Raw genomic sequence first — 21,247 nt, 5'->3', positions numbered from 1 at the left:
CAGTGCGGCATAATGGCCGCCTGATGAAAATGGAGATGCCGTGAAGCGTCGTTTGCTGCTACTGAGTTGTTGTTTTGCCTTTTCCTGCGCGCAGGCGGCCAGCGAGTGTCCGGGCTTTCCCGTGCTGGCCACATCAGGCGAAGCGTTGCTGGCGCAAGTGCGCGCGCTGCCGCCCATTGGTGTCGACCGCGAACGGCAGGCGTGCGCGCCGGCGACCATCATCGATTTTGCCTACAGCGGCGGCACCTTGTGCAGTTTTGGTGGTGACAAGGAGAGCGTGGAGGCGGCGACGGCCGCCGTCACGCGCCTGGCTGACGGCGGCGAACTGGTCGAGTACCTGTATCTGTTTGCGTATGCGCCGGCATCGCACGCGCGCTTGCTGGCGTTGCTGGCCGCGCGTTTTACACCAGTGGACAAGGCGGCCTATCCGGCCTTTTTGCGGGCCGCCAGGCCGGGCAAGGAAACCACGGCCCTGTTCACGCATGGCGGCTTTTATATCTCGTTGGGCAAGCCCACCGAAGGCGATTCTGCCGAATGGTACTCGAATGTGATCTTTGAAAAGATGGACAAGCCTGCGCTGGGTGTGCGCAAGGTTTGCCGGGAGGAGCGCGATGGCTGAAGCGGACGCCTTTCCGGCGGCACTCACGGGCACACTGGCGCGGCTGCTGCCCGTGCTGTCCAAAGGCCAGTTGCACGCGCCGTCGGCACCGTTTGACGTGCATCAGGATGGCAAGCTGCTGCGCATTCCCGTGCGCAGTTACTACGATCGCGAGCAGTTGCTCACTTGTACCCAGTTGCCCGGCGACGCGGGCGTGCTCGCCCTGTGCCTGGGCACGCGCCACCACGACGGCCATTTGCGCGAAGCGTGTTTAAAGCAGTTGCTGCTGCAGGAGCGGGCGTGGACGGTGCCGTTCGTCGTGCACCTGTGCGGCGAGTATGTGCTGGAGATCGTGCAGGGAATCGGCGCGGCGCTGCCGGCCTGGAATGCGCAGGCGCTGGCGCGCTATCTGCGGGAGAATCCCGCGTATGTGGAGACACTGGAGCGGCGCGCCGTCAGCTACTGGAACTGCTACTACCGCAGGCGCTACCCCGCATGGGAGGACTATCCGGGATGCAGGGCCATGGCGGCCCTGCGTGCCTTGCAGGCGCTTACGCCTCGATAAAGCGCATCTTGAAGCTGCGGCCCTTGATGTTACCGAAGTCGCGGCCCAAGGTATTGCCCGCGTTCAGGCGCTTGAAGGCCGCTTCGGCCACCTTGCGATCGAGCGCGACGTAGGTCATGAACTCGAACACGTTGATCTTGCCCACTTGCTCCTTGGTGAGGCCGGCGTCTCCCGTCAGCGCGCCCAGCAAATCGCCCGGACGCAGCTTGTCCTTCTTGCCGCCCATGATGCACAGGGTGACCATCGGCGCCGGCAGCGCCTCCAGCCCGTCATCTTCCGCCAGTTCCTTCAGGTCGTGCCATTCGGCGGCGCTGTTCTGGTACTGCTCGATCAGCTTGACCCATTTTTTCTCGTTCGGCGCGCACAGCGACAGGGCCAGGCCCTTCTTGCTGCCGCGGCCCGTGCGGCCGATGCGGTGGATATGCACTTCCGTGTCCTTCGACACGTCGACGTTGATCACGGCGCCCAGGTCGGAAATATCGAGGCCGCGCGCGGCGACGTCGGTTGCCACCAGCACGGAGCAGCTGCGGTTGGCGAACAGCACGAGGATTTCATCGCGCTCGCGTTGTTCCAGCTCGCCGTACAGTGCCAGCGCGGAAAAGCCTTGCTGGCGCAGTTCCTCGGCCAGTTCGCGGCAATGCACCTTGGTGTTGCAGAAGGCCAGGGTGGATTCCGGCTTGAAGTGTTTGAGCAGCTTGCCGACGGCGCCATTGCGCTCGTCGAAGCCGATTTCATAGAAGCGCTGTTCGATCTTGTCGTTGTCGTGCTGTGCCTCGACCGTCACTTCCAGGGGATTGACGAGGAACGACGCCGTGGCGCGGCGGATGTCTTCCGGATACGTGGCCGAGAACAGCAAGGTTTGGCGGCGCGCCGGGCAGGCGCTGACGATGCCGGCGATTTCCTCGTAAAAGCCCATGTCCGTCATGCGGTCGGCTTCATCGAGCACCAGGGTCTGCACGTGATTCAGGTTGATGGTGCCGCGGCCCAGATGGTCGCGCAGGCGGCCCGGCGTGCCGACGACGATGTGGGCGCCATGTTCCAGCGAGGCGATTTGCGGGCGCATCGGCGCGCCGCCCGTCAGGGTCAGGATCTTGATGTTGCCAGCCGCGCGGGCCAGGCGGCGCAGTTCATTGGCCACCTGGTCGGCCAGTTCGCGCGTCGGGCACAGCACCAGGCCTTGCACGGCAAACCAGGCCGGATTGAGCTTGTGCAGGATGCCGATGCCGAAGGCGGCCGTCTTGCCGCTGCCCGTCTTGGCCTGGGCGATCAGGTCGCGGCCATCGAGCACCGCCGGCAGGCTTTGCGCCTGGATGGTGGTCATCTCGTGGTAGCCGAGCGAGTCCAGGTTGGCCAAAAAGGCAGGCGTCAGCGGCAGGCTGGAAAAAGAAGTGGTGGCGGAGGTGGTGTTCATAGGGGGCGGAGCCGGTAAAAAGCGGGTGGATGGGCACAGTCTACAGGCGTTCTACGCCCTTGTGCGGATGGTGGTGTGGAAGCTGGCGGCAAACGGCCGCCCGCGTGTTGTATTAATTATCGGGCGCCCAGATGGGCAAGCCGGTGAGATCAAGGCCGGCGTCGCGCGTCCATACGGGCAGGCCCGTGGCATCGGTCGGCTCCAGCAATTCGAGCTGCACCTGCTTCAAAGCCACCTTGCGCGCGCGCGTGCGGCGCTGTGGCTCCGGCGCCGGCTCTGTCGCCTCGTGCGCTGGCGGCGGGCCGAAACCGGGCAAGTCGATGGTGGCGTTGTCTTTTTTATCTCTCATTTCTGAACCTCTGGCCCCTGGCAGCGACAAAACGGCGCCGGGGAGCGGGCAAAAAGCTGTCCGCCATGTGAATACGCTTTAACTTCATCCACAAAACAAAAGCCCGGCTACTGGAGTCGGGCTCATTGTTGGAACATCCGTCAGGAATACCTGACCTGCGGATTTAAGTGCGGCACGCAGTGTATCACAGGCGTGCCGCACCGTGTGGGGCGCCGTTATGTAATCAGCGGAAGCTGAGGGCTCCCGTCAAGTCGCCCGGCGGCAGCGCGCCGCGTGACGCAAACGCGTCGTTGCGCACTTTCAGGCCTTCGAGCAGCGGCAAGTCGTGCAGGCGCGTGATCAGGCGCAGGATCGACGTCGTGTCATAGAAGCTGTGGTCGACGGCGCCTTTTTTCGCGTAGGGCGAGACGACGATGGCGGGAATACGCGTGCCCGGACCCCAGCGGTCGCCCTTCGGCGGCGCCACGTGATCCCACCAGCCGCCGTTTTCATCGAACGTGATCACCACGATCATGTCCTTCCACTGCGGCGATTCCTTCAGATGCTGGATGACGTTGGCCACGTGCTGGTCACCCGATTCGATATCCGAGTAACCGGCGTGCAGGTTCAGATTGCCCTGCGGCTTGTAGAAGGTCACGGCCGGCAGCTTGCCTGCCACGGCGGCGGCGAGGAATTTGTTCGAAATCGGGCTGTCGCCCGTGCCGCCGTCGCGCAGGTGCTCGGCGCGCGCGGCAGTGCCGGGGGCGAACTGCTTGAAGTAGTTCAGCGGCTGGTGGTGAAACTGGAAGTTGGGCTTGCTGCCGCCGCCCTTCTGGTCGAGCGCCGCTTGCCAGCCGCCGCCATACCACGCCCAGCTGACGCCCTTGCGCGACAGCAGGTCGCCGATGGTGTCATAGGTTTGCGGTGGCAGGGTGTTGGCGTCCGCCGGGTCGGCATGCAGCGGGTCGCCATCGAAGGCGGGGCGGACATAGCTGGGCTGATATGGCGGCGCCATGGTGTTGACGGCATAGCCGTCCGGCGTGAGGGCGCCGTCGTTCACGTACTTCGGCTTGCCATCGAGCGCGGAGGCGGGGCACTCGGGCGAAATGGCCAGGCGCACGCCTTGCGGGCCGTCGGACAGCACGGCGATCTTTTTCTTCGCCGCCGTCTCGGCCGCATTGAAATATTCGTTGGCGCGCCCCGTGACGAGGAACTGGTGGTTCATGTAGGAGCCGCCGAAGGCCGCCATGAAGAAGTTGTCGCACAGGGTGTACTGCTCGGCGATCTGCCACAGGTTCAGGTTTTTCGATGTTTCGCCGTAGTGGCCCATCACCAGCCCGCCGCTGTCGGCCCACGCGGCAAAGCCGTCGTTTTTGCCGCCGTTGATCTGCATCTGGTTGTTATAGAAGCGGTGCACCAGGTCGCGCGTGATGATGCTCTCGGGCAGGGGCTTGCCGGCTGCGTCGCTCAGTTTGTAGGGCGCGTTCGGCAGGCCGGAAATCTGGTCTTCCTTGATCAGGTAATCGATGCCGCCGATATTTTGCTGGTTCGGCACCAGGCCGCCCCAGATCTTCGGCAGGGTGGCCAGCGGCTTGCCGTCGCGGTCCAGCTGTTGCGCCTGTTCTTGCGTGACGGCGGACAGGGGCGTGCTGGTGCCTGGGAAGTTGGCGAACAGGTTATTGAAGCTGCGGTTTTCCAGGTAGATCACGACCACGTTCTTGACGTGCGCCTTGAGTTTCGCGTCGAGCGAGCCCTTGGCGATGGTCTTCTTCGCGGGTGCGGCGTCGGCCAGCGCCGGCAGGCTGGCGGCCAGGCCGACTGCGGAAGCAGCCTGGAAAATGCGTCGGCGCGAGGGATTGGCGGGTTGGTCGGCCGGATCGGCTGGCAGGGCGGGGGCGAGGTCCTTCACACATTCTCCTTGGGTGTCTCTATGGGCACGGGCGTTGGCGGCAATGGCCGGCAACGCCCGTGAAGCGGGAAAATTGTATCACCGGCCCTGCGCCAATGTGAAATATTCAGCCCGGCCTAGAATTGATAGCGCACCTTCAACGCCACCTTGCGCGCCGGGCCATACATGCCCGAGTACCACCAGTCCGAGATCGAGGCCGTGTACTGCTTGTCGAACAGGTTGGCTACGTTCACGGTGGCCGACAGCTTGTCGTTGACGTTGTAGCGCGCCATCAGGCTGGCTACCGAATACGCCTTCTGTTCCCAGTGCAGGGTACTGTTGATCTGCCATGCGTCGATGTCGGAATACACGCGGCTTTGCCAGTTCATGCCGCCGCCCACCGTCAGGCGATGCAGCTCGCCGGGCAGGCGGTAGGTGGTCCACAACTTCACCAGGTGGCGCGGGAAGGTGCTCAGGATGGCCTTGCCGTCATTATTTTCCGTCTGGCTGTACGACCACGAGGCCGAGATGTTCCAGTCCGGCGTCAGTGCGCCCGTCGCTTCCAGGTCCACGCCCTGGGTTTTGGCGCCCTTGATGGTGCGGCTGGCGGAAATCTTTGTGCCAGGCACGTTGTAACCGGGATCCGACTCGGCCAGGTTGTTCTGGCGGATCTGGTACAGCGCGGCTGCCGTGTTCAGGCGGCCATCGAACCAGCCGCTCTTGATCCCAGCTTCCAAGGTCTTGCCTTCGCGCGGCGCCAGCAGCTTGCCGTAGCGGTCTTGCGATGCTTGCGGCTGATGGATGGTGGAGTAGCTGGCGTAGGCGCTGTGCGTGCCATCGATGTCGAACACCAGGCCGCCATACGGCGTGATGACGCGGCTTTCCGAGGCTGGCGACGCGCTGTAAAAGGGCTCGGCAGGCGCGTCCGAAATGTAATTTTCGTCGTAGCGTAGCACTTTTGCCCCGGCGATCAATTTCAGGCGCTCGGAGAGATGGAGGCGCGTGGCGGCATACACGCTGGCCTGGCGGCGCGTGCTGTCGTTGGTGGCATAGGTGTCGCCAAACACGGGCGTCGCCGTGCGATTCCAGCGGTACAGGTTGGCGGGAGTGCGCTCGATGCTCTTGTCGAAACGGCCATCCGTCGTGCTTTGAAATTCACTGTAGTCCATGCCCAGCACCAGTTCGTGCTGGCGGCCGAATGCGCTGAACGGTCCGCGCACGTTGACATCCACGCTGTTGACCTGGAGCTGGTAGTCGCGGTAGTCGGCGTTCAAGCGCAGGCCATCGCCCGTGGCCCGGTCGGGCAAGCCGCCACTGACGTTCAGATAGACGGCGCGCTCTTCCTGCGACGACTGCACGCGGTTGGCCGATATTTTCAGCTTCCAGTCGTTTGCCAGCGCGTGTTCCAGGGTGGCGAAGAGGTCAGTCGAATTGGTGTCGAAACGGTTCGACTTGGCGGCCGGGCTGAAGGAGCGTGGCAGGTCCGTCATGGCGCCATTACTGTAGAACAGGGGGAAGCCCAGGTAGGACAAGGATCCGTTCGAGCGCTTGCGCTGGTGGGTGATGCCGGCCGTCAGCTTCGTGTCGGCGGACAGGTCCGCCTCGACCACGCCATACACGACTTTTTTATCGTGGCTGTAGTTGTCGACGATGCTGTCGCCTTCCTCGTACACCGTCACCAGGCGGCCACGTACGGTGCCTGCCTCGTTGAGCGGGCCGGCAACGTCGGCCAGGCCACGCCGTTCATTGTAGGAACCCAGCTCGCCCTCGACGGAGGCCTGGAACTGCGCCGTCGGCTTCTTGCGCACCATGTTGATGGCGCCCGAGGCATCGCCCGCGCCCGTCATCAGGCCGGAGGCGCCGCGCAGCACTTCGATGCGGTCGTACAGCGCCATGTCGGCCAGGCTTTGCGACGGTATCGCATTGAGGCCCATGGTTTCGGAGTGCGTGCTGACGCCATCGAGCTGGTAATTGGTGATCGAATAGCCGCGTGAAGTAAATCCCGTGCGCTCGCTGCCCAGCGAGAACAGGGTGATGCCCGGCGTTTGCGCCATCACTTCCGCAATGGTGCTCAAGCCCTGGTCCTGCATGCGCTGCTGCGTGATGACGCTGACCGACTGGGGCGTTTCCTTCACGGACAGGCCCAGCGGCGTGGCCGTGGCGATCGGCAGGGTGGAGACATACGCGCCCGAGCCTTCGGTGGCGTCCTGCTGCGCTTTCACCGACACTTCCGGCATCATTGACAGCGCTTCGCCGCCCACCGCCGCATCGGCCGGGCGCAGCACATAGCTGCCGTTGGCGCTGCGCTCGGCCTTCAACCCGGTGCCGCGCAGCACGCCGTTCAGGGCCGCCAGCACGTCGTGGCGGCCGCTCAAGCCTGCCGACGTCTTGCCGCGCGTCTGCTCAGGGGTAAAACTGAGGATCACCCTGGACTGGCTGGCGACCTGGCGCAGCGCCGCCGCCAGGTCGCCGGCCGGCACCTGGAAGTCGAGACTGGCCGCTGGCGCTGCGGCGCTTTCCTGCGCCAGGGCTGGCGCCTGGGCGTTCAGCAGCAGGGCCGAACCGATGAAGACGAGTTGGATGGCATACGCCATGGGCTTGATGGACGGCTGGGAATGAATGGCAGGAGACATGGTTACCTTGTGTTGTAGTCGTCAAAAGAACTTTCCATACACAGGTCACGCGAGAATCGAAAGCGGGTACTTTTCTTTTCGTTGGCGTCAAAATAAATCTTCAGCGCTGCTGGCGCGCCTCTACCTGCACCCAGTAGCGCGTGCGCAGGCGTACGTCCACCGGCAGGGAGTCGGGTAGCGACAGCAGCACGGCATCGAGGTCGGCGAGCGGGAAGACGCCGGAAATGCGCAGACCGGCAACGGCGTCGTCGCAGCCCAGCAAGCCGTGACGGTAGCGGCTCAATTCATTTAGGAAGTCGCGCAGCGGCATGGCGTCGGCCAGCAGCAAGCCCTGGCGCCAGGCCCAGATGTCGGGAGAGACGGCGTACGCGGGCAGGGTGCCCTGCGCCGTCATGCCGCCGCCCTGGCCAGCGCGGATAACCGGGGTGGCATCGCCATGGCGCGGCATCAGCCTGACGGCGCCATCCTCGACGGCGACCAGGGTGCTGCCCTCGGCTTGGCGCACCGAGTAGCGCGTGCCCAGCGCCTGCGCGTGGCCATGCGCGGTTTCGACGAGGAAGGGGCGGTAGGGCAGGCCCGTTTCACGGGCGGTGGCGATGAAGACTTCGCCTCGCACCAGTTGCAGCAGGCGCTGCGTACCCGTGTAGCGGATGTTGACGGCGCTGCCGCTGTTCAGGTGCAGGCGAGTGCCGTCGGGCAGGGCCAGCTCGCGGCGTTCGCCCACGCCGGTGGACAGGTCGGCCAGCGCGGCGCGGGCAATGTCGGGCGCGTAGGACGAGCGCGCGCCGAACCAGCCCGTGATGCCGATGGTCGATACCCACGCCAGCAGTTGCAGGCTGTTGCGCCGCGAGATAGAACGCGAGTTGGGACTTGGCAGCAGCGCCTTGCGGCTGGCCTGCGCATCGAGTGCCCGCAAGCCGCCGCTGACGCTTTCGATGTGTTTCCACGCCCGTTCATGGTCGGGGTGCGCCTGGCGCCACTGCTGCCAGGCCGTTTTTTCCGCCGGCGTGGTCTCTCCGCTCATCAGGGTGGCCAGCCATTCGGCTGCCTGCATGGCGATGGCCAGGTCGATGGGCTGGCCCTGCGCGTAGACGGTGGCGCCGCGCATCTCAGGGGCCGGCAAAATCGGGCACGGCAAAAAAGCACAGCAGGTTGGCCTTGCTCAGGTATTTTTTGACGGAATGCGTGGTGGTGCCCAGTTCGGCGGCGATCTCGGCGTAGCTCATGCCGTCCAGGTGGGCCAGCAGGAAGGCGGCCTTGGCCTTGGCGGAGAGCTGGTCCAGCGCGCGGTCGATCCGCTGCAGCGATTCGAGCAGGATGGACATCGCTTCCGGCGAGGGTGTGCAGGCTTGCGGCTGGTGCAGCAGGGCGTCGAGGTAGGCCCGTTCGAGCTCTTCGCGCCGGCAGTGATTGGCCAGCAGGCGCTTGGCGATGGTGGCCAGGAAAGGGCGCGGCTGCGCGATCCCGGCGCTGCTGCGCGCAATGAATATCTTGAGGAAGGTATCCTGCGCCAGATCGCCCGCCAGCCCCGCATCGTGCAGGCGGCGCTTCAGCCAGTGCAGCAGCCAGGAGTGATGCTCGGCATACAGGGCCTGGAAATCGGACGGCGGGGAAGGGGCGGACAGCATGCGTACAGGACGTCTTAATCTAAATGAGAATTGTTCTCATGATAGCGTAGCGGCGCCCGCCAGGCAATCAGGAAAACGCGGCGTTGCTGAAATGCGACTGCCCGTCCGGGCCGCGCGCGGCAGTGGATTTGCGCCTGCGCACGGCAGATGTAAAAGTTTCCTTGGCGCAAGCTTTCATGTGAGAAAATGCGGGCTGTCGATGTGGTGCGGAGCGAAAAATGATGTGGATGGTTGGCGGTGCCCTGGTTCTTTTGGTCGCCAGATTTTTATGGCTGGCCTACTTTCATCGGGTCAACGCGATGTCGCGCCAGGCGGAACTGATGAACTGGCTCGACATCGGCCGGGTGTCGAATGCCGATGGCGGCAAGGATATTTTGTTGGCGAGAAATGAGCGCGGCGCCAGGATCGACTGGCGCACGGGGGAGGTCTGGCTGATGAATCCCAAGGTCGCCGAGCCCTTTGCCGACTTTCTGGCCGTCGAACGCTGGCTGACTTTGCGCGACATGCCGACGGCGGACAAGCCGGCGGCAGTTGCGCCCGCACCAGCGGAGCCGGAACCCGAAGCGGCGCCGGACGCCGGGCCCGTGCGCGACACCTTGCCGGCGTTCCAGCAAAAGGTCGATGCTTGCCTGGCCAAGGCGGAGGGTGGTCAGGAATTGCTGGAAACCAAGCAGGCTTTCGAGGCGGGCAGCGAGCCTTACCTCGAGGCGTCGACGGAATTGAGCAAGACGGCGCTGGAGCTCGAAGTGTCGCCAGCGATGGTGGCCACTTTTCATATCAGCGCCTTTGCCGCGCTGGCTGAAACGGCGGGAGCCGACAAGCTGGAAAGAGTGGCGGCCAGCCTGCATGCGGCGGCCAGGCAGATCAGGGCCAGCGTCAGCGCGTAAGTCATCGCACGAGTAAGGGCGAAACCAGGCCTGGAATGAAAAACCGCTGAATCCCTTGCAGGAGTCAGCGGTTTTTATGTATTGGTTGCGGGGACAGGATTTGAACCTGTGACCTTCGGGTTATGAGCCCGACGAGCTGCCAGACTGCTCCACCCCGCAGGCGAATTATATACGAGTTTGTTGCATTGCGAAAGAGCGGATGGCATTTGCTTTGCATGATGGTCGCGGGCATAGCGCGACGCAATGGAAAAAGCCGCTGATCCCTTTGCAAGAATCAGCGGCTTCCATGTATCTGGTTGCGGGGACAGGATTTGAACCTGTGACCTTCGGGTTATGAGCCCGACGAGCTGCCAGACTGCTCCACCCCGCAGGCGAATTATAGCGGGGTTTGCTGCAATGCGCAATGGCCTTGCAGCAGATCTGGTATCAGGCTGCCGCCAGGCGCCACAGCGACGTGATTTCCTTCGAACGGGCCGCGTGCAGGCTGTCCGTCGCATCCTGCGCGCGCGGGTGCGTGGGTTTGACGTCCAGGCGGTCGATGACTTTCAAGCCCGCTTGCGCTATCCATTCCAGCAATTGCGCGCGCGGGCGCAGGCCCAGGTGCTCGGCCAGGTCGGACAGGATCAGCCAGCCTTCACCAGCTGGCTCCAGATGATCGGCCAGGCCGGCGAGGAAACCGCGCAGCATGCGGCTGTCCGGATCGTAGACGGCGTACTCGATGGGCGAGCTGGGGCGGGCCGGCAGCCACGGCGGATTACACACGACGAGCGGCGCGCGTCCGGCAGGGAACAGGTCGGCCTGCACCACGTCGACCTTGTCGTGCAAATCGAGGCGGGCCAGGTTTTCGCGCGCGCAGGACAGGGCGCGCGGGTCCTGGTCGGTGGCGACGATGCGTTGGATGCCGCGCTGCGCCAGCACGGCGGCCAGTACGCCCGTGCCGGTGCCGATATCGAAGGCCAGGCTGGCGCGTGCGGGCAGCGGCGCTTCCGCCACCAGACCCACGTATTCGCCGCGGATCGGCGCGAACACGCCGTAATGCGGATGGATGCGCTGGCCCAGGGCCGGCAGTTCCACGCCCGTGCGGCGCCATTCATGCGCGCCGATCAGGCCCAGCAGCTCGCGCAGCGAGGCGACGAACGGTTCTTCGCCGCGGCCATACGCTTCATTGCAAGCCAGTTTCACGTCCGGCGCGCGGCGCAGCGGGATCGTGTAGTCGGCATCGAAAGGCAGCAGCAGCATGGCCAGGGTGCGGGCGCGTTGCGACTGGGCCTGGCGGTGCAAATGGAAGGCTTCCGTGGCGGACGGTTCCGGTTTTACGAGCTTGGCGGCCTTGGCTTTTTTGCTGGGCTTGTCGTTCTTGTGGTCGGCGCGCCGCGCCAGCGCCTGCAGCAGCTGGCGCGCGTTCTGGAAGTCGCCGCGCCACAGCATGGCCGTGCCTTCGCAGGCCAGGCGGTAGGCCTGGTCTGCCGTCGTGCGGTCATCGGCGATGACGACGCGCTTGGGCGGCGGCATGCCGCTTTCCGAGCGCCAGCGGGCCGAATGCTCGGCGCCGTTTTCGCTCCAGTGGATCTGCGGATGGACGGTAGGTGAAGAAGTGTCGGACATGGGATTCAATCGATAGAAGGGGGCGCGCGGCATGGTCGCCTGCGCAGGCCGTCTTCCATTATACGTTGCTGGTCGTGCTGTTTGCCGTGTCGGTGCCATAGGCGAGTGCCAGCGCACGAGCGCGCGCCTGCTCTTCCTTGCCGGTCTCGGCGGCATGGTCCGGCTGCACCAGCTTGAGCAAACGCAAGTTCAGGCTGCCCGCCAGGTCGCCATCCTTGTCGCTGGCGCTGGCGCCTTCGGACGTGCCCTGATGGATATTGCTTTGCAATTGCTGGCCCAACAGCTTGAACAGGTCGTGCAGATTGCCGGCGAAGCGCGTGGCGGGCAACTCTTTGGCGGGCAGGCTGGCGTCATCGGCGGAGCTTGCTTCCTCGACTGCCTCTTGCGTTTGCTCAAGGACGCCCGCGCTGATGTTCGATTGATATTGCACTTCCACTTCGAAATCGAAGGTTTGCCCATCGGCCGTGGTGATCTTGCCCTTGCCGATGAAATGCGCGTTTTCATCGAGGCTGAAGGCTGCCGCGCGGCTGCTGCCTTTGGTGCCCGAGACGCTGGCGTTGCTACTGCTGAAGCTGGAACCGGCCTGCAGGTCGACCGAATCGAAGGCGATGCTGGCGCCGTCGCCGAACAGCTGGCGTGTCATGTTGGTCAGAAAATCCTGCGTCACGTCGACGGTGGCGTTGCCCAGCGCATCGGTACGTTGTGAGAGTCCCTTGGCCGACAGGTCCAGGCCATTTTTCGACAGGGCCACCACGTCTTGCGCGGTGCGTTGCATCAGGGGCGAGGCGGCCAGGCCGGACGTGCCGGCGCCCGTTTTTTGCGGCGCTTGCCCTGCCAGGGTAGTGGCGGCAGGCTGGCGCGAGCCGGGGCCGAGGGGAGGAGCGAGGGCGGGAAGCTGGGACATGAACAAATTCCGAATGAGCAAGTACTCAGTTAACGGCAGTCGTGTCCCATTCTTTAACCATTAGTGGTGGTGCGACCAGCTACCGTCAGCCGACTCCAGGTAGGACTTGACGGCATCGGCCTGGCCCGTGGCGTGGCGCTTGAGTTCGCCACATGCGCAAATGCCCTGGTAAGGCTGGATATGCGAGCAGGCGGAGACTTTTTGCAGGTAAACCTGCATGGATTTGTGACATTTTACGCACTTGAAGGTGAGGCTGCGGGCGGCTTTCATGGGGTTCCTTGAACTGTTGCGGGGCGTAGAGTTCGTCTACGCGAAGGCGGCGATTTTAACGTACTCCGGCCATCGTTACACGTTGTTGCATCTGCGCCACGCGCACGTCAACTGAATCCGCGCCATGACGTTGAACGTATACAGGAGGTCGTCTGACCGCCATTGAAGAGGTAGCACCATGGACAAGCATGACAAGGAAAAGCCTGTACAGCCCGCCAAGGAACTGGTGAGGAAGTGGCTGAAAGCGGAATTGGCACAGCGCCGGCCCCCGCCCGACCCTGAGCAGATCCGCCGCGAACTGGGTTGGGATTTGCTCAGGCTTGGCCGCGAGCCCATACCTCGTTGATGCGCTAGCGCACCGTCACTACGCTCTTGCCGCCGGAACCTGGCTGCACAAGGATACGGGTGGCGATGCGCTCCGTCATTTCCTGCACATGCGAGATGACGCCCACCTTGCGGCCCATCGCCTGCAAGCCGTCGAGCGCATCCATGGCCACGTGCAGGGTTTCCGTGTCGAGGCTGCCAAAGCCCTCGTCGATGAACAGCGATTCGACGCGCACGCGGTTCGAGGACAGTGAGGCCAGGCCCAACGCCAGGGCCAGCGAGACGAGGAACGATTCGCCGCCAGACAGCGAGTGCACGGAACGCAGCTCGCCGCCCATGTCCTGGTCGCGCACCATCAGGCCGAGAGACGGATTGTTCGGGTTGTCGATGCGTTCGAGCTGGTAGCGGCGCGCCAGGTGGTTCAGGTGCGCGTTGGCATAGCCGAGCAGCACCTCCAGCGTGAATTGCTGCGCATAGTTGCGAAATTTCTTGCCGTCGGCCGAACCGATCAATTCATTCAGGCTGGCCCAGCGCCGCTCGATGACGGCTTGCGCCTCGATCTGCGCCAGCATCGATTGCGCGCTGTGGCGCCGCGCGTCGTCCTGCGCGATGGCCAGGCGCAACCGCGTCGCTTCCTGGTTGGCTGCCTGGCGTTCCTGCACCAGTGCGTCGAGTGCCGAATGCAGCGCGGCCACGTCCATTTCCAGTGCCTCCGGCGGCTGCTGCACATGGGCCGCCAGTTGCTGTCGGCGCTCCGCCAGCACGGAGAGCGCCGCCGTATGGCGGTCGGCGATCACTTGCAGGGCGTCGCGTTCGGCGCGCATGGTCTCCACGGAGACGGCCAGACGCGCGCGCAGCTCTTCAAGTGTGGCGGGCGCCTGGCCGGCATGGGCCTGCTGGAACTGGCGCAGCCAATCGTGCAGGGAGGCAGCGGCGCTGTTTTCCTGTGCATGCAGGGCGGCCAGGCGCTGCGCCAGCTGCGCGCACGCTTCGTCCAGGCGCGCGCGTTGCTGGCTGGCCGCATGGGCTGCCGCTTGCTGCTGTGCCAGCCGGTCTTTGGCCTGCGCGATGGCTACTGCCAGGCTGCGTTCCACTTCGGCCACGCCCTGGCCTTGCCATAGCGCGTTGCGCGCCGCTTGCAGTGTCGTGAGCTGCTTGTCGACGGCGGCAAAGGCGGCGTGGGTCTCCTGCGCCGTTTGCTGTGCCTTGCCAGCGGCCAGCAGCGCCGCTTCCAGCTGTGCGGCCAGGGTCGCCAGCGCGTGGCCGCGCTTGTCCTGGTCTGCCTGCTGTTTCAGCCATTGCCGGCTTTCTGTGTCGCGCGCCGCGCGGAAGGCGGCGGGGCCGGCGCGCCAGTTGTCTTTCCAGCCTTCGGCGCCTTCCACGTCGTCAAACGCGGCATCGAGCTGCGCCAGCAAGCCGTCAAGCATGCTGCGCGACGTCTCCGCCTTGTCCTGGCTGGCCGCCTGTTGCGCCTGCAACTGCGCCAGCCGTGTCTGCGTTTCGGCGACGACGGCCGTCAGGCGCGCGTGTTCGGCGCCGGCCAGTTCGTGCGCCGCCTGCGCTTGCTCGCGCCGCGCGTTGGCTTGGCGCAGCGCCGCCTCCTGCTGCGCCAGCGCCTGCAGGGCCGCCGCATTGGCCGTCAGTTGTTGCGCGAACCAGTCCGCGCGCTGGTTTTCCTGCGGCAGATGCAGGGTGTCGGCGTGCGGCTGCCATTGCGCGTTCAAGCTGTCGATGGCGGGGGGCAGGGCCGCCAGTTCGGCATCTATTTGCGCCTGTTCGCGCGCAGTCGCTGCCAGCGCCGCCCTGTGCGTGGCCAGCTGCTCCAGATTGCTGCGCGCCTGCGTGCGGCAGGCCAAGACTTCATCCTGCAAGGCGGCCAGCATCGCCTGCAAAGGGTGGTTGGTATGATCTGCATGGGTGTACGGGTGTTCCAGTGCGCCGCAGACGGGGCAGGGCTGCTCGTCTTGCAAGGTGGCGCGCAGCTGCTCCACGCTGGCCGCGCATGCCGCTTCCGCGCCTTTCAATGACTTTTCCGCTTGCGCCAGGCTCGCTTCCAGCAATGCCGTTTGTGCCGCTGCCGCCGCCAGCGCCGTGTTTTCCGTTTGCGCGGCTTGCGCCAGTTGTGCGGCCCTCGCTTGCCCATGCGCCAGCGCCTGCTGCTGGCGCGCCAGCTCCGTCCACGTCTTTTCCGCCGCATTCAGCTGGCGTGCATAGTCTTCCAGCTGGCCGCGCTGTTGCTGCAGCAGCTGTCCGTCAATGGCTTGCACGGCGGACAGCGCCTCGCGCCGCTGCGCATCGTGCGCGGCGAGCGTGGCGGCGGCGGCCGTCAACGCGGCTTGTGCCTCATGGCCCGCCTTGCCTGCCGCGCGCACCAGCTGCGCCGCTTCGGCCACTTTGGCATCGGCGGCATCGGCTTGCGCGGCGGCCTGGCCGGCCTGGGCGAACAGCTGGTCCGACAATTGCCACGACGTGGCCAGCGCCTGCCAGTGCTGGTGCGATGCCAGCCACAGTCGGCCCGTTTCCTGTTCCGCCTGCATGGCGTGCTGGCGTTGCTGCAGATCGTGCAGCGCGCTGCGCGCCGTCTCGTTGGCCTGGTCGGCGGCCAGGGCGCCATCTTGCGCCTGGCGGTGCGCAGGCAAGTGGGCTGCGATGCCCGCGTCTAGCGCCTTGGCTTGATCGAGCAGGGGCGCCGCGTCACGCTGCGCCGCTTCCCTGGCCTGCAAGGCCGCTGCCGCCAGCTGCACGGCTTGCGCCAGTTGCGCCTCGCTGGCGACGGCGTGCGCCGCCTGCAGGCGCGACGCTTCCAGCGCGGCGCCGGTGCCGGCGATATCGCTGGCCAGGCGCGCCACATCATCGATGAGGGGCCGCGCCGGCTGCAGCAGTTCCCACTGCGCCAGCGCCGCGCGGCGCTCTTCGGCAGCGGCCCGTTCGGCATCCGCGCGATCGAGCGCCTCTTGCGCCGTCACTACCTGGCTTTGCAGCTTGTTCGTCTCCTGGTGCCAGCGCTGCTGCAGTTCCAGCACTGCCTTGCGCAAGTCGATGTGTAGCAGGGTGGTCTCGGCCGCGCCGCACAGCGCCTCGGTATCGGCGCGTTCTTCCGGCGACAGGGGCCGCTGGTCGGCCAGTTTTTCGCCCAGGCGTTCGAGGACCAGCTTTTCCTTTTTCGCCCGCTCGAAGGCGCGTATGGAAATGTCGGTATAGATGCTGCTGCCCGTCAGGGTTTCCAGCAACTCGCCTCGTTCATTGTCTTCCGTCTTGAGGAAGGTGGAAAACTCGTTTTGCGCCAGCAGCACGGCACGCGTAAACTGGTCGAACGACAGGCCGATGCGTTTTTCGATCTCTTCCTTGACTTCTGTCTTGGTGCCGCCGATGGGCTGCAGCGCGGGCAACTGGTGCAAGCTCATGGCGGTCGCCTGCAGCGCCCCTTCGGCCCGGGTGCGCGAGCGGCGCACGCTCCAGCGCGCGCGGTAGCTTGCGCCGTCGTTGCCGACGAAGTCGACTTGCGCGTAACCATCCGGCGTGCCTCGGCGCAGCAAGGTGCGCGTATCCTGGGCGTTGACGGTTTCCTTGCCCACGTCGGGCAGGGCGCTGCCCCGGCCCAGCACTTTCAACAGACGCGGCGTGGCGTCGTACAGGGCCAGGCACAGGGCGTCGAGCAGGGTGCTCTTGCCCGCGCCCGTGGGGCCGCTGATGGCGAACAGGCCGGCGGACGCCAGCGGCTCCTGCTGGAAGTCGACTTCAAATTCGCCGGCCAGCGAGGCCAGGTTCTTACCGCTGATTTTCAGGATTTTCATGGTTCTTCAGGGCGCTCAAGCGCCAGGCAGCAGCAGTTCGGCCAGGGCCGACAGTTGTTCGGGCGGTGCTTCCTTGCCGTATTTTTGCAGGTACAGGCGGCGGAAGATGTCGTCGGGCTGCAGCTGGCCCAATTGGTCGAGCGTCATGTTCTCGGGCGCGCTGCTGCGCGCGGCGCTCGATGTTTCGATCTTCGCCAGACGTACTGGCTTGCCGTCGAGGGCCGTTTCGATGCGCGTGCGCAGGCCCGGTTCGGGTGCGTCGAGGCGCACGCGCACTTCCAGGAAGGGTTGCGCTTCGGCCGGCGCCGCGGGCACGTCGAGGGCGGCCAGCTGCGCCAGCACGTCGGCTATGGGCGCCGGTGTGGAGGGGATGCGCAAGAGGGGCACGGCGCGCGGCACCTCGATGGCGCGCACGGAGTGCAGCGTTTCGCCGTCGATGTCGAGGCACAGCACCTGGTGGCGGTAGTTCACTTCCGCGAACGACAGGGGTATCGGGCTGCCGCAGTAGCGGATGTGCTCCTGCCCGCCCACGGCCTGCGCCTTGTGCAGGTGGCCCAGCGCCGCATAGGCGATGGCGGTATCAAAAATCCCCGACGGCAGCATTTCCGTGCCGCCGATGACGATGCGGCGCTCGGAGTCGTTGGACATTTCGCCGCCCACCATGTGGCAATGGCCCATGGCAAGGATGGCTTGCCCGGGCTGGCGGCGCGCCAGCGCCAGATCCGCCAACTGGCGGTACAGCAGGGCGATGCCGCCCAGGTAGGCGTCCTGGCTATCGCCGGCCGGCAGCTTCGGCACGTCGCCGGGGCGCAGGAATGGCACGGCCAGGCACCAGGCCTGCACTTGCCCATCGCTGCCGGTGAGCGGCAGCAGCAGGCGTTCCAGGTCGAGCTGGCCGGCTTCGTCGCGCAGCAGATGGCCGATGACGTGCGTGCCATGCGCGGCCAGCAGGGGGCCGGGCGCTTCCAGCCGGCCGGCCGAATCGTGGTTGCCGGCGACGACGACCAGTTGCAGCGCGGGCAGGCGCGCGCGCGCCTGCTGCAGGAATACGTACAGCTGCTTTTGCGAGGCGGCGGAAGGATTGGCGTTGTCGAACACGTCGCCCGCCACCAGCAGCACGTCGACCTGCTCCGTCACGAGCGTGTCGAGCAGCCAGTCGAGGAAGCGCTGGTGCTCGTAGCCCCGTTCATAATTGTGCAGGGTCTGGCCCAGATGCCAGTCGGAAGTGTGCAGCAGGCGCATGGTATGGCAAGGGAAGGGAAGACAGGCGCCAATATAGCAGGAATGGCGGCATGCGCCAGCGGCTATATCAAGTGGTCAGTATGCCGGCGCGATAGGTATTCCTGCCATCCTGCTTGGCCTTGTACAGCAGCACGTCGGCCCGCTGCAGCAGCACGGCGGGCGAGATGTCTTCGTCGCGGTAGAAAGCCAGGCCGATGCTGGCGGAAATGTGCACGGTAATGCCATCGAGTTCGAATGGCTGCTGCATGGCGGCGACGATTTTTTCCGCCAGGACGGCCGCGTCGTCGGGCCGTGCGATCTGTTCCATGATGATGGTGAATTCGTCGCCGCCCAGGCGGGCGATGATGTCGGTGGCGCGCATGGTCTGCGTCAGGCGCTGGGCGAAGGCGCGCAGCAGGGCGTCGCCGGTGCCGTGGCCGTGCGTGTCGTTGACGGGCTTGAAGCGGTCGATATCCATGTACATGACGGCCATCAGGTGCTGCTGCTGGCGGCTGGCGTGCATGGCGTCGCTGAGTTTTTGCTGGAAGCCCGCGCGGTTCGACAAGCCGGTCAGCGCATCGACCTGGGCCAGCTTCAGCAAGCGCTGTTTTTCGCGCTTTTGCACGGTGATATCCTGGCGCATCACGTGAAAGCCCACCACCTGCAGCTTGTCTTCGCCGATCTGCGGGATGTAGATCACTTCCAGGCAGCGCTCGATGCCTTCCTTGTCGTCTTCTTCCTCGAAGCTCAGGGTTTCGCCGGCCAGCACTCGCTCGATATACGGCGCCACCGTGCGGTAGCGCGCCTCGCCCACCGTGTCGCGCACGCTCTTGCCCAGCGCCTGCCGGCCCGTCAGGCCGAATTCGCGTTCATAGGCGATGTTCAGGAAGCGGTAGACCTGGTCGGCGTCGATATACGCGATCATGGCCGGCAAGGTGTCGGCGATGGTGCGCAGGCGCGCCTCGCTTTCCAGTAGCGCCACTTCCGATTCGCGCAAGGTGGTGATGTCGTCCAGGCTGCCCACATAGCCTTCGATCTGGCCGTCGATGAGGATGGGGGCGATCTTCACGGAGACCCAGACCAGCCTGCCGTCGCGCTGCAGGCAGCGCAGGGTGGACTGGAATGGCGCGTGGCTGCGCGTGAGCTGTTCCAGCGCCACGTGCATCAGCGGATAGTCGTCCGGGTGCAGGGCGCTGGTCCAGCCGGCGCCCAGGGCGGCCGCGCGCGGCAGGCCCGTGATCGATTCGAAGGTGCGGTTGACGTAGGTGCAGCGGCGCTGGCGGTCCAGGCGCACCAGCCCGAGCGGAGAGGCGTCGTTGACGGCGGCCAGCTCGGCCTGTTTCTGGCGCAGTTCCAGCTCCTGCTGGCGGCGCTGCGAGATATCCTCGGCGATGCACAGGATATGTTCGATCTGCTGGCGCTCGTCGAACACGGGCACGGAGACGGCGCGCAGGTAGCGCAGGCTGCCATCGCGCAGGCGCAGCGGCTTTTCCGTATGGTCGATGACGCCGCGCTCGGCCAGGATGGCGCGGTCGTCCTCGGCATCGTGCAGGCCGAAGTCGGGCGGGAAGGCCTGGCAATCGGTCTTGCCGATGACGTCGGCGGCCAGGTGGCCGGTGATATCCTCGGCCGCCTTGTTCCACACTTCCATCTGGCCGAAGTTTTCCGGGCGCGCGCTTTTCACGTAGACCAGCACGGGCAAATGGTCGATCAGCGACTGCAGGAAGCTGCGGTTGTCCTGCAGCGCCAGTTCGTCGTGCTTGCGCGCGCTGATGTCGCGCGAGGTGACGGCCACGCCGTCGGTGATCGGCACCACCTGGTGGCGCAGCCAGCGCGTGCCGCCCGAGGCCAGCGCCAGCTCGAATTCATCTTCCAGCGGCTGGCCCGTTTCCATCACCAGCACGAAGCGCTTGAAAAAGCGCTCGTCGCGTAGCAGCGGCACCCGCGGCAGCACGCGCTGGCCCAGCAGTTCGGAGCGTGGCTTGCCCAGCATGTCGGCGGCCCGCTCGTTGACGTCGGCGAAGATGAAATCTTCCACCGGCTTGCCCGGCGCGGGGCGCCAGGCCTTCAGCAGCAGCACGGCATCGAGGCTGGCCTGGTGCGCCGCGCGCAGCAGCGCTTGCGTTTCCGTGGCCTGACGGATGCTGCGGCGCAGGCGCGCGCTCTGGCGCATCAGCAGGGCCGTAAAGCCGGCAATCAGTATGCTGGCGGCGAGCAGCGCGCCGACATACATCCGGCGGCGGTGTTCGAAGCGCGTCAGGGCGGCGGCGCGGCTTACGCCCACCACGGCCAGCAGCGGGTAGCGCGGCAGTTCGCGGTAGCTGTAGATGCGCGCCGTCGCGTCGACGGGCGGCTCGATCAGCAGTTCATCCGGCGCATGCTGCGGCGGTCCCGGCATGCGGAAGTCGATGCGGTCGCTGAGGATCAATTGCTCGCCGATGCGCCCCGCCGTCAGGCCGCTGTCGCGCGCTACCAGCATCAGCGCGCCATGCTCATCGAGGTTCAGGCGGTCATAATCGTCGACAAAATACGTGGGGTCGACGAGGATGATGATGGCGCCGGCAAAGCGGCCTTGCGCGTCGTTCAGGCGGCGCGCCAGGCGGATGGCCCAGCGCTTGCTGCCCGCGTCGAGCATGGGCGTGTCGACCAGGGCCGTATCGGACGCATTGGCGGCCAGCGCCCTGAAAAATGCCTGCTTGGCCAGGTTTTCCGGCAGATAGGCGTTGGCGCTGTCGAGCACATTGCCCTGTGCGTCGATGAGGGCGATCGGCAGTTCCAGTTTCGATGGCAGCACGCTGTCGAGCAGGCCCTGGCGGCGCGTGAATTCATTCAGGCGCAGGCCGCCGTCCGTTTCCTCGTATTTGAGCTTGAACAATTGTGTGGCATGGTCGGCCTGGCGCAGGGTGAAACTGGTATGGTCGGCCAGCGTACGCGCCAGCGACTGGCTGACGGCCACGGCGTCGCGCACGGCGCTGGCCCGCTCCTGGCCCACCTGGTAATAGACGGCCGCCCACAGCGCCAGCAGCAAGATGAGCGCGAACAGGGGCACCAGGCTGAGACGGTACAGGCGGCGGGCAAGGCGTTGCAGGGGTCTTGTTATCGCTATCACGGGCGCTTGCAGGCTAGAGTCATGGAAAAGGGGAGGGGCGGCGTGGCGCGCATGATAGCCGAAATCGGCTGCCTTGCGCGTA

The 21,247-nt window shown here is 65.5% G+C and carries 16 protein-coding genes and 2 tRNA genes; 4 read left to right on the top strand and 14 right to left on the bottom strand.

Going from position 1 to position 21,247, the window contains the following annotated elements:
* Positions 1-40: 40 nt before the first annotated feature.
* Both ACQ4WY_RS17325 and ACQ4WY_RS17320 read left to right on the top strand, forming a co-directional pair.
* On the top strand, positions 41-619 hold the full coding sequence (locus ACQ4WY_RS17325; RefSeq protein ID WP_436505089.1) for a hypothetical protein: 579 nt from the start codon (positions 41-43) through the stop codon (positions 617-619).
* Positions 612-1,163: a hypothetical protein gene (locus tag ACQ4WY_RS17320; RefSeq protein WP_436505087.1), complete on the top strand. Its 552-nt coding sequence runs from the start codon at positions 612-614 to the stop codon at positions 1,161-1,163. The genes ACQ4WY_RS17325 and ACQ4WY_RS17320 overlap by 8 nt, the downstream gene beginning before the upstream one ends.
* On the opposite strand, the gene dbpA is transcribed toward ACQ4WY_RS17320, so the two are convergent.
* The 6 genes from dbpA to ACQ4WY_RS17290 all read right to left on the bottom strand — a co-directional run bounded on the left by dbpA (position 1,150) and on the right by ACQ4WY_RS17290 (position 9,051).
* Positions 1,150-2,574 (bottom strand): ATP-dependent RNA helicase DbpA, encoded by a 1,425-nt coding sequence (gene dbpA, locus ACQ4WY_RS17315; RefSeq protein ID WP_436505086.1) that lies wholly within the window; start codon positions 2,572-2,574, stop codon positions 1,150-1,152. The genes ACQ4WY_RS17320 and dbpA overlap by 14 nt on opposite strands.
* 112 nt (positions 2,575-2,686) lie before the next feature.
* The gene (locus ACQ4WY_RS17310) at positions 2,687-2,923 is read right to left on the bottom strand and encodes a hypothetical protein (protein ID WP_353657982.1); all 237 of its coding nucleotides are present in this window, start codon (positions 2,921-2,923) and stop codon (positions 2,687-2,689) included.
* 223 nt (positions 2,924-3,146) lie between these two features.
* Positions 3,147-4,811: an acid phosphatase gene (locus ACQ4WY_RS17305; RefSeq protein ID WP_436505085.1), complete on the bottom strand. Its 1,665-nt coding sequence runs from the start codon at positions 4,809-4,811 to the stop codon at positions 3,147-3,149.
* Positions 4,812-4,927: 116 nt separating this feature from the next.
* On the bottom strand, positions 4,928-7,423 hold the full coding sequence (locus ACQ4WY_RS17300; RefSeq protein ID WP_436505084.1) for a TonB-dependent siderophore receptor: 2,496 nt from the start codon (positions 7,421-7,423) through the stop codon (positions 4,928-4,930).
* Positions 7,424-7,523: 100 nt separating this feature from the next.
* Complete coding sequence (locus tag ACQ4WY_RS17295) at positions 7,524-8,531, bottom strand: FecR domain-containing protein (RefSeq protein ID WP_436505083.1); 1,008 nt, start codon at positions 8,529-8,531, stop codon at positions 7,524-7,526.
* A gap of 1 nt (position 8,532) precedes the next feature.
* The gene (locus ACQ4WY_RS17290) at positions 8,533-9,051 is read right to left on the bottom strand and encodes a sigma-70 family RNA polymerase sigma factor (RefSeq protein WP_436505082.1); all 519 of its coding nucleotides are present in this window, start codon (positions 9,049-9,051) and stop codon (positions 8,533-8,535) included.
* 218 nt (positions 9,052-9,269) lie between these two features.
* On the opposite strand from ACQ4WY_RS17290, the gene ACQ4WY_RS17285 reads away from it, so the two are divergent.
* On the top strand, positions 9,270-9,938 hold the full coding sequence (locus ACQ4WY_RS17285; protein ID WP_436505081.1) for a hypothetical protein: 669 nt from the start codon (positions 9,270-9,272) through the stop codon (positions 9,936-9,938).
* 82 nt (positions 9,939-10,020) lie between these two features.
* On the opposite strand, the gene ACQ4WY_RS17280 is transcribed toward ACQ4WY_RS17285, so the two are convergent.
* The 5 genes from ACQ4WY_RS17280 to ACQ4WY_RS17260 form a co-directional block, all read right to left on the bottom strand.
* Positions 10,021-10,097 (bottom strand) — tRNA-Met (locus ACQ4WY_RS17280).
* A gap of 134 nt (positions 10,098-10,231) precedes the next feature.
* Positions 10,232-10,308: transfer RNA gene (locus ACQ4WY_RS17275), tRNA-Met, on the bottom strand.
* Positions 10,309-10,364: 56 nt separating this feature from the next.
* Positions 10,365-11,543: a methyltransferase gene (locus tag ACQ4WY_RS17270; RefSeq protein WP_436505080.1), complete on the bottom strand. Its 1,179-nt coding sequence runs from the start codon at positions 11,541-11,543 to the stop codon at positions 10,365-10,367.
* 58 nt (positions 11,544-11,601) lie between these two features.
* Positions 11,602-12,447 carry a hypothetical protein gene (locus ACQ4WY_RS17265; protein ID WP_436505079.1) on the bottom strand — a complete coding sequence of 282 codons (846 nt, stop codon included), beginning with the start codon at positions 12,445-12,447 and terminating at the stop codon, positions 11,602-11,604.
* 60 nt (positions 12,448-12,507) lie between these two features.
* Positions 12,508-12,717, bottom strand: coding sequence for a hypothetical protein (locus tag ACQ4WY_RS17260; protein ID WP_034755039.1), 210 nt, complete (start codon positions 12,715-12,717; stop codon positions 12,508-12,510).
* A 178-nt stretch (positions 12,718-12,895) separates the two neighbouring features.
* Between ACQ4WY_RS17260 and ACQ4WY_RS17255 the strand changes: the two genes are divergently transcribed.
* Positions 12,896-13,063, top strand: a complete 168-nt coding sequence (locus ACQ4WY_RS17255; RefSeq protein ID WP_353657975.1) for a hypothetical protein — start codon at positions 12,896-12,898, stop codon at positions 13,061-13,063.
* A gap of 4 nt (positions 13,064-13,067) precedes the next feature.
* On the opposite strand, the gene ACQ4WY_RS17250 is transcribed toward ACQ4WY_RS17255, so the two are convergent.
* The 3 genes from ACQ4WY_RS17250 to ACQ4WY_RS17240 form a co-directional block, all read right to left on the bottom strand.
* Positions 13,068-16,835: an AAA family ATPase gene (locus tag ACQ4WY_RS17250; protein ID WP_436505078.1), complete on the bottom strand. Its 3,768-nt coding sequence runs from the start codon at positions 16,833-16,835 to the stop codon at positions 13,068-13,070.
* A gap of 15 nt (positions 16,836-16,850) precedes the next feature.
* Positions 16,851-18,077 (bottom strand): exonuclease SbcCD subunit D C-terminal domain-containing protein, encoded by a 1,227-nt coding sequence (locus ACQ4WY_RS17245; RefSeq protein WP_436505077.1) that lies wholly within the window; start codon positions 18,075-18,077, stop codon positions 16,851-16,853.
* Between the two features lie 67 nt (positions 18,078-18,144).
* Positions 18,145-21,165, bottom strand: a complete 3,021-nt coding sequence (locus tag ACQ4WY_RS17240) for a sensor domain-containing diguanylate cyclase (protein ID WP_436505076.1) — start codon at positions 21,163-21,165, stop codon at positions 18,145-18,147.
* Positions 21,166-21,247: the final 82 nt, after the last annotated feature.

It is taken from the genome of Janthinobacterium salmonicoloratum (assembly GCF_051380845.1).
GTDB classification, from domain to species: domain Bacteria; phylum Pseudomonadota; class Gammaproteobacteria; order Burkholderiales; family Burkholderiaceae_D; genus Janthinobacterium; species Janthinobacterium lividum_F.
This window is presented reverse-complemented; position numbering and strand designations above follow the sequence as displayed.

Coding starts and splice junctions, on each gene's coding strand:
- ACQ4WY_RS17310 (WP_353657982.1), bottom strand. CDS start 2,923: ATGAGAGATAAAAAAGACAACGCCACCATCGACTTGCCCGGTTTCGGC.
- dbpA (WP_436505086.1), bottom strand. CDS start 2,574: ATGAACACCACCTCCGCCACCACTTCTTTTTCCAGCCTGCCGCTGACG.
- ACQ4WY_RS17265 (WP_436505079.1), bottom strand. CDS start 12,447: ATGTCCCAGCTTCCCGCCCTCGCTCCTCCCCTCGGCCCCGGCTCGCGC.
- ACQ4WY_RS17300 (WP_436505084.1), bottom strand. CDS start 7,423: ATGTCTCCTGCCATTCATTCCCAGCCGTCCATCAAGCCCATGGCGTAT.
- ACQ4WY_RS17285 (WP_436505081.1), top strand. CDS start 9,270: ATGATGTGGATGGTTGGCGGTGCCCTGGTTCTTTTGGTCGCCAGATTT.
- ACQ4WY_RS17295 (WP_436505083.1), bottom strand. CDS start 8,531: ATGCGCGGCGCCACCGTCTACGCGCAGGGCCAGCCCATCGACCTGGCC.
- ACQ4WY_RS17255 (WP_353657975.1), top strand. CDS start 12,896: ATGGACAAGCATGACAAGGAAAAGCCTGTACAGCCCGCCAAGGAACTG.
- ACQ4WY_RS17320 (WP_436505087.1), top strand. CDS start 612: ATGGCTGAAGCGGACGCCTTTCCGGCGGCACTCACGGGCACACTGGCG.
- ACQ4WY_RS17270 (WP_436505080.1), bottom strand. CDS start 11,543: ATGTCCGACACTTCTTCACCTACCGTCCATCCGCAGATCCACTGGAGC.
- ACQ4WY_RS17250 (WP_436505078.1), bottom strand. CDS start 16,835: ATGAAAATCCTGAAAATCAGCGGTAAGAACCTGGCCTCGCTGGCCGGC.
- ACQ4WY_RS17260 (WP_034755039.1), bottom strand. CDS start 12,717: ATGAAAGCCGCCCGCAGCCTCACCTTCAAGTGCGTAAAATGTCACAAA.
- ACQ4WY_RS17290 (WP_436505082.1), bottom strand. CDS start 9,051: ATGCTGTCCGCCCCTTCCCCGCCGTCCGATTTCCAGGCCCTGTATGCC.
- ACQ4WY_RS17245 (WP_436505077.1), bottom strand. CDS start 18,077: ATGCGCCTGCTGCACACTTCCGACTGGCATCTGGGCCAGACCCTGCAC.